This is a genomic window from Neotabrizicola paludis (assembly GCF_044142105.1).
Classification (GTDB): Bacteria; Pseudomonadota; Alphaproteobacteria; order Rhodobacterales; family Rhodobacteraceae; genus Pseudogemmobacter.
The window spans coordinates 45,634-59,448 of the sequence record NZ_JBGTYM010000008.1 but is presented as its reverse complement, the minus strand read 5'-3'; the positions used below and the strand labels follow the sequence as shown (position 1 = coordinate 59,448).

General features: G+C 66.1%; 12 protein-coding genes. 10 read left to right on the top strand and 2 right to left on the bottom strand.

The window, feature by feature from the left end; translation table 11 throughout:
- Positions 1 to 60 precede the first annotated feature (60 nt).
- From ACED67_RS16225 to ACED67_RS16200, 6 genes are all read left to right on the top strand, one after another.
- Complete coding sequence (locus ACED67_RS16225) at positions 61 to 2,604, top strand: putative PEP-binding protein (RefSeq protein WP_395542759.1); 2,544 nt, start codon at positions 61 to 63, stop codon at positions 2,602 to 2,604.
- Positions 2,605 to 2,806: 202 nt separating this feature from the next.
- A complete protein-coding gene (locus ACED67_RS16220; RefSeq protein WP_395542758.1) occupies positions 2,807 to 3,550 on the top strand; it encodes a cell wall hydrolase in 744 nt (247 codons plus the stop codon).
- Between the two features lie 121 nt (positions 3,551 to 3,671).
- A complete protein-coding gene (locus tag ACED67_RS16215; RefSeq protein WP_395542757.1) occupies positions 3,672 to 4,565 on the top strand; it encodes a dihydroneopterin aldolase in 894 nt (297 codons plus the stop codon).
- A gap of 56 nt (positions 4,566 to 4,621) precedes the next feature.
- On the top strand, positions 4,622 to 5,626 hold the full coding sequence (gene folP / locus ACED67_RS16210) for a dihydropteroate synthase (RefSeq protein ID WP_395542928.1): 1,005 nt from the start codon (positions 4,622 to 4,624) through the stop codon (positions 5,624 to 5,626).
- On the top strand, positions 5,623 to 6,966 hold the full coding sequence (gene glmM, locus ACED67_RS16205) for a phosphoglucosamine mutase (RefSeq protein WP_395542756.1): 1,344 nt from the start codon (positions 5,623 to 5,625) through the stop codon (positions 6,964 to 6,966). The genes folP and glmM overlap by 4 nt, the downstream gene beginning before the upstream one ends.
- 184 nt (positions 6,967 to 7,150) lie before the next feature.
- Positions 7,151 to 7,969, top strand: a complete 819-nt coding sequence (locus tag ACED67_RS16200) for an Ivy family c-type lysozyme inhibitor (RefSeq protein ID WP_395542755.1) — start codon at positions 7,151 to 7,153, stop codon at positions 7,967 to 7,969.
- Positions 7,970 to 8,082: 113 nt separating this feature from the next.
- Here ACED67_RS16200 and ilvC read toward each other — a convergent pair whose 3' ends face one another.
- Positions 8,083 to 9,105 carry a ketol-acid reductoisomerase gene (gene ilvC, locus ACED67_RS16195; protein ID WP_395542754.1) on the bottom strand — a complete coding sequence of 341 codons (1,023 nt, stop codon included), beginning with the start codon at positions 9,103 to 9,105 and terminating at the stop codon, positions 8,083 to 8,085.
- A gap of 128 nt (positions 9,106 to 9,233) precedes the next feature.
- On the opposite strand from ilvC, the gene ACED67_RS16190 reads away from it, so the two are divergent.
- From ACED67_RS16190 to ACED67_RS16175, 4 genes are read left to right on the top strand one after another with little or no spacing between them, the layout of a single operon-like run.
- Positions 9,234 to 9,692 (top strand): Lrp/AsnC family transcriptional regulator, encoded by a 459-nt coding sequence (locus ACED67_RS16190; RefSeq protein WP_395542753.1) that lies wholly within the window; start codon positions 9,234 to 9,236, stop codon positions 9,690 to 9,692.
- On the top strand, positions 9,689 to 10,171 hold the full coding sequence (locus ACED67_RS16185; protein ID WP_395542752.1) for an Lrp/AsnC family transcriptional regulator: 483 nt from the start codon (positions 9,689 to 9,691) through the stop codon (positions 10,169 to 10,171). Before ACED67_RS16190 ends, ACED67_RS16185 begins: the two co-directional genes overlap by 4 nt.
- A 44-nt stretch (positions 10,172 to 10,215) precedes the next feature.
- Positions 10,216 to 11,319 (top strand): mandelate racemase/muconate lactonizing enzyme family protein, encoded by a 1,104-nt coding sequence (locus ACED67_RS16180; protein WP_395542751.1) that lies wholly within the window; start codon positions 10,216 to 10,218, stop codon positions 11,317 to 11,319.
- Positions 11,320 to 11,330: 11 nt separating this feature from the next.
- The gene (locus tag ACED67_RS16175; protein WP_395542750.1) at positions 11,331 to 12,455 is read left to right on the top strand and encodes an aminotransferase class V-fold PLP-dependent enzyme; all 1,125 of its coding nucleotides are present in this window, start codon (positions 11,331 to 11,333) and stop codon (positions 12,453 to 12,455) included.
- Between the two features lie 79 nt (positions 12,456 to 12,534).
- On the opposite strand, the gene ACED67_RS16170 is transcribed toward ACED67_RS16175, so the two are convergent.
- Positions 12,535 to 13,734: a UbiH/UbiF family hydroxylase gene (locus ACED67_RS16170; protein ID WP_395542749.1), complete on the bottom strand. Its 1,200-nt coding sequence runs from the start codon at positions 13,732 to 13,734 to the stop codon at positions 12,535 to 12,537.
- Positions 13,735 to 13,815 lie beyond the last annotated feature (81 nt).

Here is a 13,815-nt window from a genome sequence, read left to right as displayed (position 1 = left end):
AAATGTTGCGCTTGCGTGACAGGATTACCGGCGTATTCTGCCTGCGCGAAAGGTGCTGCGGTGCAGAAACACGACCCGATTCTCCAGTTTTCCGAGATCACGCCGACCGCAAGGATCGCGTCGGACGATCATGGCTGGCGGGCCAAATGCCTGCAGCGGCTGATCCGGCTGGATCTGCCCGTGCCGAAATCGGTCGCGCTGCCCTCGGGCACGGTGCGGGCGTTGGCCACGGGCCACACGCTGGACACGGCCGGTATCCTTGACCATTTCGGTGACGGGCCGCTGATCTCCGTACGCCCCTCGCCCGCCAATCCCGATTGGGGTGGGCCCGCGACGATCCTGAACATCGGCCTGAACCAGAAGCGCCACGCCCGGCTGTGCGAGACGCATGGCGAGGCGGCAGCAGATGCGCTTTATGTTCGATTTGTGCAGGCATACGCGATACATGTCGCGCGTCTCGACCCGGATATGTTCGAGGATGTAAAGCCTGGCGCGGGGGCGCTGGCCGAGGTCCTGCGGCTTTACGAGTTGGAAACCGACGATCCCTTCCCGCAGGACCCCGCCAAGCAGCTGTCGGAAGTGTTGCGCAGCATGGCCCGCGCCTGGGAAGGTACCTCGGCGCGGCTGTTGCGGCAGGCCAAGGGGGCGCCGGAAGATGCGCCCCTGGGGCTGGTGGTGCAGGAGATGGCGCAGGGCATCGGGCAGGGGATTTCCGGCTCGGGCGTGATCCAGTTCGTCGATGGCGTGACCGGCCTGCCGCGCATCACCGGGCGTTACCTGGGCCAAAGCCAGGGCCGCGATGCGCTGGCCGATCAGGCGGCTCTGTATCTGACCCGTGACAAGCGCGGGCCGTCGCTTGAGGATGTGGCACCCGAGGCGATCGCCGAACTGGCGCGCTTTGGCGCGGTCTGCCGGGTCAAGCTGCGCGAGGAAATGCAGATCGAATTCACCATCGAGGACAGCCGGCTGGCGGTTCTGGATGCGGTAAAGGTGCAGCGCTCGGCCCGGGCGGGGCTGCATATCGCGGTGGCGCTGGCCGAAGACGGCGTGATCGAGAAGGAAGAGGCGGTCTTGCGGGTCGAGCCGCGGGCTTTGTCCGAGCTTTTGCACCATCAGGTCGATCCGCGCGGGCCGCGCGATGTCTTTGCCCGCGGCATCGCGGCCTCGCCCGGCGCGGCGACCGGGCGGCTGGTCTTCAGCGCCGAAGCGGCGCAGGCCAGCGCGGCGCGGGGCGAACCCTGCATTCTGGTCCGGCGCGAAACGGCGCCCGAGGACATTCGCGGCATGCATTCCTCGGTCGCGGTCCTGACCGAGCGCGGTGGCGTGACCAGCCATGCCGCAGTGATCGCGCGCGGGCTGGGCCTGCCCTGTGTGGTCGGGGCCAGCGAATTGCGGCTGGATGCGCGCGAGAAGAAACTGACCGCGCCGGACGGCCGCCTGTTCCGTGAGGGCGATCAGATCACCATCGACGGCTCGAAAGGCGAGGCGCTGGCCGGGACGGCGGAGATGTTGCCGCCGGCGCTCGACGATTCGTTCCGGCTGCTTCTGAGCTGGGCCGACCAGTTCCGCGACATCGGCATCCGGGCCAATGCCGACACGCCCGCCGATGCGGCGACGGCGCGGCGGTTCGAGGCGCAGGGCATTGGTCTGTGCCGCACCGAGCATATGTTCTTCGACGAAGACCGGCTTGTGGTGATGCGCGAGATGATCTTTGCCGACAGCCCGGGCGACCGGGCGGCGGCGCTTGCCCGGCTTTTGCCGATGCAACGCGCGGATTTTGTTCAGCTTTTCGAGATCATGCAGGGAATGCCGGTCTGCATCCGCCTGTTCGATCCGCCCTTGCACGAATTCTTGCCCTCGGGCCGCGAGGGATTGCGCGAACTGGCCGAGGCGCTGGACCGGCCGCTGTCGGAAGTGACCCGCCGGGCAGAGGCGCTGCGCGAGGTGAACCCGATGCTGGGGATGCGGGGCGTGCGGCTGGGGGTGGTGCTGCCCGAGATCTACGACATGCAGGCCCAGGCGATCTTTGAAGCCACGCTCGAGAGCGCGCGGCGCGGCGCGCCGGTCGTTCCCGAGGTGATGATCCCGCTGGTCTCGGCCCGGCGCGAGGTGGAGCTGGTGAAGGGGCGGATCGATTCCGTGGCTGCCATGGTGCGCACCCGGGCCAAGGCGACATTCGACTACAAGCTGGGCGTCATGGTCGAAACGCCACGCGCGGCGCTGCGCTCGGGCGAGATTGCCCAGCACGCGGCCTTCCTGTCCTTCGGCACCAATGACCTGACGCAGATGACCTACGGCCTGTCGCGCGACGATGCCGGGCGGTTCATGAACACCTATGTCCAGCAGGGGGTCTTCCCGGAGGATCCCTTCCACACGCTGGATGTCGACGGGGTGGGCGAACTGTTGCTGATTGGGGCGGAACGGGGGCGCCAGACCCGGCCCGATCTGACCCTGAGCGTCTGCGGCGAGCATGGAGGCAACCCCGAATCAATCGCATTTTGTCGCATGGCGGGCTTTGACTATGTGTCTTGCAGCCCCTATCGGGTGCCGATGGCGCGGCTTGCGGCGGCCCACCTGGCGCTAAAGCACCCTGTGGAGAACTAAATTTCAACCACAATATCATGTGGTTGTAACTGTTTCTTAATAAGAAACGTTAAGATTTCGGCGAAATTCCGCCGAGAAATGCGGAATTTCTGTGTCCATTTTGCCACGCGACTGGACCGGGGCCTTTGACCGGGCGTAACCCCACCGCTTGTTGCGCGGCGGGAAACCGTCGTGTCTGGGGGTAACGGACCGGATTAGGAAAATGACGCGCCTGAACACAAGCCTGGCTCTGGGGCTGACGATCGCCCTTGGCCTGACTCATGCGGCAAGTGCAGAAGTCACCAAAAGCACCGCCAACGATCCCAAGGCACTGATCGCCGACCAGATGGGCCTGCTGCTTGGGGCCGAGAAATCGCGCCTTGGCGGGATGACGGCCGACAAGCTGGGGGCCATTGCAAGCGGCCCCGAAAAGATCATCCCGGCCAATGCGACGCTGGTGCCCAAGGCGCCGCTGAAGAAGATCAAACCGGGCATGGTTCCCGAAGTGCAGTATTCGGCCGCCTGGCTGATGTCGCTGCCCGCGCCCGAGGGCGATGCCCAGTGGCAATGTCTGAGCCAGGCTATCTACTTTGAATCGCGCGGCGAGACGCTGAAGGGCCAGTTTGCCGTGGCCGAAGTGATCCTGAACCGGGTCGACAGCCCGCTTTATCCCAAATCCGTCTGCGGCGTGGTCAAGCAGGGCTGTCAGTTCAGCTATATCTGCGACGGCTATTCCGACCAGATGCGCGAGCCGGGTGCGCGGGCGCTGGCGCAACGTATCGCCTGGGTGATGCTGAACGGCGCGCCGCGCAAGCTGACGGAAGGCGCGACCCATTTCCATACCACCGGCGTCCGCCCTTCGTGGTCCAAGCGCTTTGCGATGACGGCGCAGATCGGCGCGCATCTTTTCTATCGCCAGCCCGGCGCGATGCCGGCGACCATCACGGTCTCGACCAAAGGCAGCTGAGGCTGGCCCCGCGCGGGTGCGGCAATGTCGCGCCCCTTGCGCACCACGCCGCCTTGAGGCAGGACGCCTGTATCCCCATCCTGTAAGGACGCGGGTGATAGACCCTGCCCGGGAGGGGGCCATGACCAGCGATATCAGCCTTGCCTTTGCCCATCCCGAAGAGCGGGCCGAGGCCTCGGCCGACGCGAACCCGCGCGACCGCATCAGCCTGCGCGACCACGTGGTCGAAGCCGATATCGGTGCGTTCCAGAAGGAACGCGGCCACAAGCAGCGCCTGCGTTTCAACGTCGTTGTCGAGGTGCGGCCCGCGCCGGAACCGCTGGATGACGATGTCGACCGCATCCTGAGCTATGACCGGATCACCGAGGCCATCGCTGATGAGCTGGGCGCAGAGCGGCTGAACCTCCTTGAAACGCTGGCCGAACGCGTGGCCGAACGCATTCTTGCCGCCCCGCAGGCCATGCGGGCTTTCGTGCGGATCGAGAAGCTGGATGTCGGCCCCTACGCGCTGGGGGTGGAAATCGTCCGCGCGCGGGCCGAAGTGCCGCTGCGGGCGGGCGATGAGGCGGTGCATCCGCTGGTGGCCGTTTTCGACAATGCCGCGATTGCTGCGCCCGATCTGGCGGCGCGGATCGACCGGCTTCTGGCGCGCGGCCTGCCGGTGATCTTCTGCGTCGGACTGCCCGATTTCCCGCGCCCGGTGACCGGACATCGCCCGACCCAGCGCCGCATCGACCTTTTGGCGATCGAGCAAAATGCCTGGAGCCTTGCCGCGCGCGATCCGCGTTGCGTGGTTGTGGCCAGCCGGACCGAGATCGACTGGGCCATGCGCCGGGGCCGCTCGGTTGTCTGGGCGCCATCGAAGCTGGTGCTGGACGCGGTGGATGGGCCGAAGACCAGTGATCCGGTGGCGCTTGCGCTGTGGCTGGCAGAAGAGCTGGCCGCAAGCGCTTTGGTCGTTCACGGCGATGTTGCACTTCCGGCAGGAAGCCGCGTGGCGGTCGAGCGCGCTTAGGCCGAGGGCGTCGCGAAACCCTTGCCAAGGCTGGTGGCTTGCGGCATCCCCAATACATGATCTATTGGCGACCCCTTGTGCAGGCTGGCGCGGCGCGCCCGAAAGACGCGCTGACGCTCGCGGGCGGACTCTTGTGGTTCAACGCTGTCGAGCGTCTGGAACGCGGCCGCGCGCCCGAAGTTGTGCCCGCGGCCGAGGCCGGGGCGGCGCTGGAACCGCTTGTTGCGCCAAGGGCCTCGTTTGCCGGGCTGGCGATGGACCGGCCCCGGATCATGGGCATCCTGAATGTCACGCCCGACAGTTTCTCGGATGGCGGCCGGTTCCTCGACAGTGCGGCCGCGCTGGACCAAGCCCGCGCGCTGGCGGCATTTTCCGACATTCTCGACATCGGTGGCGAAAGCACGCGTCCCGGGGCTGCGCCGGTCGACGAAGCCGAAGAAGTCGCCCGCACTGCGCCGGTGATCGGGGCGCTGCGCGCGGGCGGGCTGGACCTGCCGATCTCGATCGATACGCGCAAGGCGGCGGTCGCGGATGCAGCGCTTCGGGCGGGGGCGGATATCGTCAATGACGTGGCGGCGCTGACCTATGATCCGGCACTCGCGCCCCTTGCCGCCAAGGCCCAGGCGCCGGTCATCCTGATGCATCATCAGGGCACGCCCGAGGTGATGCAGGCCGATCCGCGCTATGAGGACGTGCTGCTGGATGTCTATGACTGGCTGGCCGAACGGGTCGAGGCGGCGGTGGCGGCGGGCATACCGCGCCAGCGGATCGCAGTTGATCCCGGCATCGGCTTTGGCAAGACGGTGGCGCATAACCTTGCGCTGATCCGGGGGATCGCGCTGTTCCATGGGCTGGGCTGCCCGATCCTGCTGGGGGCCAGCCGCAAGAGGTTCATTGGCACGATCTCGGGGGTCGAGGACCCCGCCGCGCGGATGCCCGGTTCGCTTGCAGTGGCGCTGGCGGGCGCGGGGCAGGGGGTGCAGATGATACGGGTGCATGATGCGGCCGAGACGCAGGGCGCCCTGCGACTGTGGCAGGCGGTGAATGGAGATATGGCATGAGCCGCAAACTGTTCGGCACCGATGGGGTGCGGGGGCGGGCGAACGCCTACCCGATGACGGCCGAAGTGGCGCTGCGTCTGGGCGCGGCGGCGGGCCAGTTCTTCCGCCGCGACGGTGGTGGGGCGCATCGGGTGGTGATCGGCAAGGACACGCGCCTCTCCGGCTATATGCTGGAAAACGCCCTTACGGCGGGGCTGACCTCGACCGGGATGAATGTGCTGCTGGTCGGCCCCGTGCCGACGCCGGCGGTGGGCTTTCTCACGCGGTCGATGCGGGCCGATGTCGGGGTGATGATCTCGGCCAGCCACAACCCGCATGAGGACAATGGCATCAAGTTCTTCGGCCCCGACGGGTTCAAGCTCTCGGATGCCGCCGAGGCCGAGATCGAGGCGCTGCTCGAGGCCGATCCGAACCTGGCCGAAGCGGGCCAGATCGGCCGGGCCAGGCGGATCGAGGACGGGCGCGGGCGCTATCAGGAATTCGTCAAGACCAGCTTCCCGGCCGGGCTGCGGCTGGATGGGCTGAAGGTCGTGGTCGATTGCGCCAATGGCGCGGCCTACAAGGCGGCGCCCGAAGTGTTGTGGGAGCTGGGGGCCGAGGTGATCCCGGTGGGCGTGGCGCCCAATGGCACGAATATCAACCAGAACTGCGGCTCGACCCATGTCACGACTGCCGCCGAGGCGGTGGTGGCCCATGGCGCACATGTCGGGATCGCGCTGGATGGCGATGCCGACCGGGTGATGATCCTGGACGAGACTGGTCGGGTCGCGGATGGCGATCAGATCATGGCGCTTTTCGCGGCTCGCTGGGCGGCGGAGGAGCGGCTCAAGGGCGGCACGCTGGTTGCGACGGTGATGTCGAATCTCGGGCTGGAGCGCTTTCTCTCCGCGCGCGGGCTGCGGCTGGAACGCACTGCCGTGGGCGACCGTTATGTGGTCGAGGCGATGCGCAAGGGCGGCTGGAACCTGGGCGGCGAGCAGTCGGGCCATATCGTGATGACCGATTATGCCACGACGGGGGACGGGCTGATCGCCGCGCTTCAGTTCCTGGCCGAGATGGTGCGCACGGGCCGCAAAGCCAGCGCCTTGGTGCGCCAGTTCGAGACCGTTCCGCAAATGCTCAAGAATGTCCGCTTCGCCGAGGGCAAGGCCCCGCTCGAGACGGACAGCGTCAAGGCAGTGATCCAGGCCAATGCCGCCCGGATCGAGGGCAAGGGCCGCATCCTGATCCGCAAGTCGGGCACGGAACCCCTGATCCGGGTCATGGCCGAATGCGAGGATCCCCACCTGCTAGAGACCGTGGTGGACGAGATCGTCGGTGCGGTCGAGGCTGCCGTCTGACGGGGAGCGCCGGGGAATGTCCCACGGTGGGACGGGGTCGCGCCGCACGCAGAATCAAGGTGTTACCCTTGGTGGATTAAGGATCGCTTAACTTTTTGGCGCAGGCGGCGGGGCAGGTATTCCGCTCTGGCGGCGCGCCGCGCGCTGGCGCAGGATGCGGTCTGTGGCGGCGAAAGGAACGGATATGCGCGGCATTGCGGGCGGGCTGATCGGGACGATGGTGCTGGCGGGCGCGGCATCGGCCGAGGATCTGAGCGCCTGGCACGAGGTGGCAGGCCATGAGATCGCGCTGATCGCGACCGATGATGCCACGCAGCGGCTTGAGGTCGACGGGGTCGCGCTGCACGAAGATGGGCTGATCCTTCTGGACGAGGTGCCGGTGATGGTGGCCGGGGTAACGGTGCTGACCGGTACTGCGGGATCGGGCGGCAATGCCTGCAACGCGGCCCCTTTCGTGCTGGTCCTGCCGCAAGGCGGGCCGGCCCGGCTCGACGGACCGCTGGACAGCTGTGCCTGGATGGAACGCCAGGTGCAGGAGGCGGCGCTGGTCTTTGCCTCCGAGGCGCTGCCCGGCGCTGCGGGTGAGGTCTGGACCTGGACGCCCATGGGCGGCTTTGCCGAGGCTCTGCCCGAAGCCTTTACCCCCGACGCCGGGCAGGGCTGGGAGGCGATGACGGGTCTGGCCAGGGCGCATCCGGTCGAGGCGCTGAAGCTGGCCCCGGTCTATGCCATGCTTCAGGCCGGGCTGGGCGCGGCTTGGGGGGAGTTCGCCGAAAGGATCGAGGGGCTGGGGTCGGGCGACCTGGTCGCTGGCGGCTATCGCGGCGAGGCCTGCCTGAAATTCACCTGTGAGAGCGATTTCGCCGTGCTGTGGCTGGATCAGGCCGGGCAGGGCGCCTATGCCTATTGGCGGGTCGACGGCAAGGGCTGGGTCTGGCCCGCCGATACCAAGACCTGGCCGGCCTGGGTGGCCGCGGACCTGGATCAGACGCTGCGGCGCTAGAAACTTTTCAGAGAACAGTTTCTTTACATCGGAAAGACATGATGGAAAAGGCCGAAGCTGTACACTTCGGCCTTTCGGTTTTAAGATTTTTATAAAAAATCAGTGTGTTGTGATCAGTTCCGCGCGCGGTCGACCATCTTGCCCTTGGAGATCCAGGGCATCATGGCGCGCAGCTTTTCACCGACCTTTTCAATCTGGTGTTCGTCATTGATGCGGCGGGTCGCCTTGAAGAAGGGCTGGCCGACGGCGTTTTCCTGCATGAAGTCGCGCACGAACTTGCCGGTCTGGATGTCGCGGAGGACTTCCTTCATCCGGGCCTTGGTCTCGTCATAGGGCAGGATGCGCGGGCCCGAGACATATTCGCCATATTCGGCGGTGTTCGAGATCGAGTAGTTCATGTTGGCGATGCCGCCTTCGTAGATCAGGTCCACGATCAGCTTCACCTCGTGCAGGCATTCGAAATAGGCCATTTCCGGCTCGTAGCCAGCTTCGACCAGGGTTTCAAAGCCCATGCGGATCAGTTCGACCAGGCCGCCGCAGAGCACGGCCTGCTCGCCGAAGAGGTCGGTCTCGCATTCCTGGCGGAAGTTGGTCTCGATGATGCCCGAACGGCCGCCGCCGATGGCCGAGCAATAGCTGAGGCCGATATCCATGGCCTTGCCCGAGGCATCCTGATGGACCGCAACCAGGCAGGGCACGCCGCCGCCCTTGGTGTATTCGCCGCGCACGGTGTGGCCGGGGCCCTTGGGCGCCATCATGATGACATCGACGCCGGGCTTCGGCTCGATCAGGCCGAAATGCACGTTCAGGCCATGGGCGAAGGCGATCGCCGCGCCTTCGCGCAGATTGTCATGGACGTATTTCTTGTAGGTCGCGGCCTGAAGCTCGTCGGGCATGGTGAACATGATCAGGTCGCACCAGGCGGCGGCTTCGGCGATGCCCATGACCTTGAGGCCTTCGGCTTCGGCTTTCTTGGCCGAGGGCGAGCCTTCGCGCAGCGCCACGACAAGGTTCTTGGCACCCGAGTCGCGCAGGTTCAGCGCATGGGCATGGCCTTGCGAGCCGTAGCCCAGAATGGCGACTTTCTTGTCCTTGATCAGGTTCACATCGCAGTCGCGGTCATAGTAAACGCGCATCTTGCGTCTCCTCTTGCTTCATCTGCCGGCAGGATAGGATTTTCCTTCGCGCGGATCGTGCAATATTTGACGATTTTCGCGTATTCTGCGAATGATCATGCAAGAATTTGTCTTGTGATGGATTATTCATGCAGCTTGATGAAGCCGACCGCCGCATCCTGCGCCATTTGCTGGCGGAACCATCCCTGCCGCGCGCCGATCTGGCTGAACGCGCCGGGGTAACGCCGGCCACCCTGTGGCGGCGGATCGAGAAGTTGCGGGCGGGCGGCGTGATCCTGGCCGAAGCGGCGGTGATCGACTGGCGGCGGATGGGCTATGAGGTCGAGGTCTCGTTGCGCTTCACGCTGGAAAAGTCGAACCCGCGCGCGCTGGACGAATTCATCGCCGCCGCGCGCGACGTACCGGAAGTGATCGGAATCGAGACCTTCCTTGGCCGTGTCGATGCCCGGCTGAACGTCATCGCCCGCGACATGGGCCATTGGACCGAGCTGTACCGCGCCCGCATCCTGGCCTTGCCGCATATCGCCGAGGTCGAGGCCTTGATGCTGGTCTCGACCATCAAGGACGCCGGGGGGCTGCCGATATGATCGACCTTGACGATATGGACCGCAGCCTGCTGCGCGCCCTGGCTGGCGATGGCACGCTTTCGGCGGGCGAGCTGGGGCGGCGCCTTGGACTGAGCCAGCCCGCCGCCTGGCGGCGGGTGCGGCGGCTGGAAGAGGCAGGGGTGATCGCGGGGCGGCGGATCGTGGTCGATCTGTCGAAGCTGGGCTTTGGGGTCACGGTCTTTCTGGGGGTGAAACTTGCCACCAAGGGCCGGGTCAGCCTGGAGGATTTCGAACGCGCGGCCACGGCCATTCCCGAAGTGCAGGTGGTGCAGCATGTGCTGGGCCTGTTCGACTATCGGCTGCGGGTGGTGGCACGCGACCTGGCGGATTTCGAGCGCGTGCTTCGGCGGCGGATCATGACCCTGCCGGGGGTTGGCAATCTTGAGGCCAATGTGCTTTTGACCGAGGAGCGACGTCCCGGCCCGCTTGGCGCTGCGGATTCGGTCGTGAAAGGGTGATGCGGGGCGGGTAGCCTGCCGCCGACCTGGCAGGGAGAAGAGCCATGAAGATCGTCAAGCTGGAAACCTTTGGCACGGAATTTGTGTGTTTCGTCCGGGTGACGGATGAGACGGGCGCGACCGGCTGGGGCCAGCTTTCCACCTATTGCGCCGATATCACGGCCGAGGTCTTCCACCGCCAGGTCGCGCCCCATGCTCTGGGGACTGATACCGAGGATCTGGAAGACACGCTGATCCGCATCATCGAACGCGAGCACAAGTTTCCCGGCAGCTATATCCGCCGCGCACAGACCGGGCTGGACACCGCGATCTGGGATCTGCGCGGCAAGGCGGCGGGCCAGCCGGTGGTTGCGCTTCTGGGCGGCACGCCGGGGCCCTTGCGCGCCTATGCAAGTTCGATGCGCCGCGACATCACCCCCGAAGATGAGGCCGCGCGGCTGTGCAAGTTGCGCGACGAACAGGGCTTCACCGCCTTCAAATGGCGGGTCGGTGCGGAATATGGCCGCGACGTGGACGAATGGCCGGGCCGGACCGAGGCGGTGATCGAAACCGTGTCGAAGGCGCTGGGGCAGGGGTATGACAAGCTGGTCGATGGCAATTCCGCCTTCACCCCTGCCCGCGCCATCGAGGTGGGCAAGCGGCTGGAGCAGAATGGCATCGGCCATTTCGAGGAGCCCTGCCGCTATTGGGAATACGACCAGACCGCCGAAGTGCGCCGCGCCTTGCAGATCGATGTGGCCGGGGGCGAGCAGGATTGCGAGTTTGTCATGTGGCAGATGTCGATCGCGAAGCAGGCGGTCGATGTGCTGCAACCCGATATCATGTATCTGGGCGGCATCTGCCGCACGCTGGAGGTTTGCCGCATGGGTCATGCCGCGGGCCTGCCGATCACGCCCCATGCCGCGAACCTGTCGCTTGTCACCATGTGCACGATGCATCTGTTGAAAGCGATCCCCAACCCCGGCAAATATCTGGAGTTTTCCATCGAGGGGCTGGATTACTACCCGTGGCAGGACGGACTTTTCCTTGGCGACCCCTACCGGATCGAAGCGGGCCATGCCATTGTCCCCGACGCGCCCGGCTGGGGCGTCGAGATCAACCCCGACTGGCTGGCGCGCGCCGCCTATCGGGTGTCCGAGAAGACCTGAGGAGGAACGCGATGCCCGGACTGCTGCCCAATGTCGACCCCGAGGGGCTGGAGGAATTTTCGGTGGTCTTCACCGACCGCAGCCTCAACCACATGTCGGCCAAGTTTCAGGGCGTGATGCGCGATGTCTCGGCCCTGGTGAAAGAGGTTTATGGCGGCACCTCGGTGGCGCTTGTGCCGGGCGGCGGTACCTATGCGATGGAATCGGTGGCGCGGCAATTTGGTCGGGGCAAGGTTCTGATCGTGCGCAACGGCTTTTTCTCGTTCCGCTGGAGCCAGATCTTCGAAGCGGGCGGGTTCGCCACCGAGACCACGGTGATGATGGCACGCAGCACGGGCAATGCGCCGGGGGCGCCTTTCGCGCCGCCGCCGATCGAAGAGGTGGTGGCCAAGATCCGCGAGGTGAAGCCCGAGGCGGTCTTCGCCCCGCATGTGGAAACCGCGAGCGGCATCATCCTGCCCGACGATTACATCGCCGCCCTGGCCACAGCGGCGCATGAGGTGGGCGCGCTGATGGTGCTCGACTGCATCGCCAGCGGGTGCATCTGGGTCGATATGCAGGCGACCGGGGTGGATGTGCTGATCTCGGCCCCGCAAAAGGGCTGGAGCGCCTCTCCCGCTGCCGGGATCGTGGTCATGGGTCCGCGCGCCGAGGACCGGCTGGCGGCGACGACGACCGATTCCTTCGCGCTGGATCTGAAGAAATGGCGGGCGATCATGGCGGCCTATGAGGGCGGCGGACATGCCTATCATGCCACCATGCCGACCGACGCGATCCTGGGGATGCGCGACGCCATGACCGAGACCAAGGCCATGGGCCTGGCGGCGGCGAAAGACGCGCAATGGGACCTGGGCCGCAAGGTGCGGGCGATGTTCGCCGAACGCGGCATCCGCTCGGTCGCGGCCGAGGGCTTCCAGGCGCCGGGCGTGGTGGTCAGCTATACCGACGATCCGGCGGTGCAGAATGGCGCCAAGTTCCGCGACAAGGGCGCGCAGATCGCGGCGGGCGTGCCCTTGCAGATCGGTGAGGGTGACAGCTATCGCAGCTTCCGTATCGGGCTTTTCGGCCTGGACAAGCTGAAGGATGTCGATGGCACCGTGGCGCGGCTGAGACGCGCGGTTGAGGCGGCGCTGTAAGGTCCCTTGGGCGAATTCGAAAGCTCCGGCCCGGATCCTTCAAAGGCTCCGGGCCGATTTCTTTCAAGAGAACGGCGCTCTAGCTGACGCCAAGCCCAGCCTTCATCAGCGTCTTGCGCAGGGGCGCGAGCGAGTAAAGCGCGTCCAGCGCGCCTGCCCGCAGATCGCGCAGCCCCTGCGCCCCCAGCATCGACGCGCGGTTCAGAAGGTCGATCCCTGTCACGCGCGCAAGCACTTCGGCATGGCGAGCCTTGTGATAGGCATCCAGCATCTTTCTGCTGCCAAGATCATCCGGCGCCTGCTGGGCCAGATCCAGAAGCACCCGCAGATCACCCAGCGACATGTTCAAACCTTGGGCGCCAATGGGGGGCACGACATGGGCCGCCTCGGCTAGAAGGGCAGTGCGTTCGCCCATCATCCGCGCCGCCACCTGGGCGATGATCGGCCAGAGGCTCCGGCGGCTGACAAGGGTCAAAGGCCCTAGAATATGGCAGGAGCGCGCATTCATCTCGGCCTCGAATTCGACGACGGGAAGGGCGGCAAGTCGTTGAGCTGCCGGACCTTCCTCCATCCAGACCACGGCAGAGCAGGGCTTGCCATCGCGATCTGGCAGGGGGACGAGGGTGAAGGGGCCGCCCGAGCGGTGAATCTCGGTCGAGACATTCTGATGCGGGATCGGATGAGTCACGGCGAAGGCCAGCGCCTTCTGGCCATAGCGCAGGGTGCGGACCGGAATGTCCAGCGCCGCGCGCATGGGCGAATTGCGGCCATCGGCGGCTAGCAGCAGCCGAGCTGCGACGGTGCTGCCGTCAGACAGGGTGACCAGCGCCTCGGCCTCGCGGGTCAGGAGCGCCTTGGTGGCTGTGCCGGGACGGAAGCTGACATTGGAAAGTTCGGCTAGCCGCGCCACCATCTCGCGCCGCAGCAGCCAATTGGGCAGGTTCCAGCCAAAGGGCTGCTCGGAGATTTCGGAGGCGTCGAAATCCTTGATCACGCGCGGCTCGGCCACTGGTCCGCCAGCGTCGACGATGCGCATGATCTGCAGCGGCGCGGCATGGGGGGCGAGCCTGTCCCACAGGCCCGCCGCTTGCAATACGGGCAATGAGGGTTGCAAGAAGGCCGTGGTGCGCAGGTCGGAGGCGGGGTCGCTCTCGGCCGCCACGGGCGGTTCGGGATCGACGCAGATCACGCGGAACCCGGCAGAGCCGAAGGCGGCCGCGGCGGTCAGCCCGGCGACACCGCCGCCGGAGACGAGGATATCGGTCTGGATACGCATCAAGGACCTGCCTTTCGGCCCCGGTCTAGCGCAGCCAGCGGCGCTTGGCGAGGCGGCAAAGCGTCCCGGTTGGTCCCTCGGGCC

What these genes read in the sequence shown, in the direction of transcription:
- ACED67_RS16220 (WP_395542758.1), top strand. Translation starts at nt 2,807, where the DNA reads ATGACGCGCCTGAACACAAGCCTGGCTCTGGGGCTGACGATCGCCCTT.
- ACED67_RS16215 (WP_395542757.1), top strand. Translation starts at nt 3,672, where the DNA reads ATGACCAGCGATATCAGCCTTGCCTTTGCCCATCCCGAAGAGCGGGCC.
- folP (WP_395542928.1), top strand. Translation starts at nt 4,622, where the DNA reads ATGATCTATTGGCGACCCCTTGTGCAGGCTGGCGCGGCGCGCCCGAAA.
- glmM (WP_395542756.1), top strand. Translation starts at nt 5,623, where the DNA reads ATGAGCCGCAAACTGTTCGGCACCGATGGGGTGCGGGGGCGGGCGAAC.
- ACED67_RS16200 (WP_395542755.1), top strand. Translation starts at nt 7,151, where the DNA reads ATGCGCGGCATTGCGGGCGGGCTGATCGGGACGATGGTGCTGGCGGGC.
- ilvC (WP_395542754.1), bottom strand. Translation starts at nt 9,105, where the DNA reads ATGCGCGTTTACTATGACCGCGACTGCGATGTGAACCTGATCAAGGAC.
- ACED67_RS16190 (WP_395542753.1), top strand. Translation starts at nt 9,234, where the DNA reads ATGCAGCTTGATGAAGCCGACCGCCGCATCCTGCGCCATTTGCTGGCG.
- ACED67_RS16185 (WP_395542752.1), top strand. Translation starts at nt 9,689, where the DNA reads ATGATCGACCTTGACGATATGGACCGCAGCCTGCTGCGCGCCCTGGCT.
- ACED67_RS16180 (WP_395542751.1), top strand. Translation starts at nt 10,216, where the DNA reads ATGAAGATCGTCAAGCTGGAAACCTTTGGCACGGAATTTGTGTGTTTC.
- ACED67_RS16175 (WP_395542750.1), top strand. Translation starts at nt 11,331, where the DNA reads ATGCCCGGACTGCTGCCCAATGTCGACCCCGAGGGGCTGGAGGAATTT.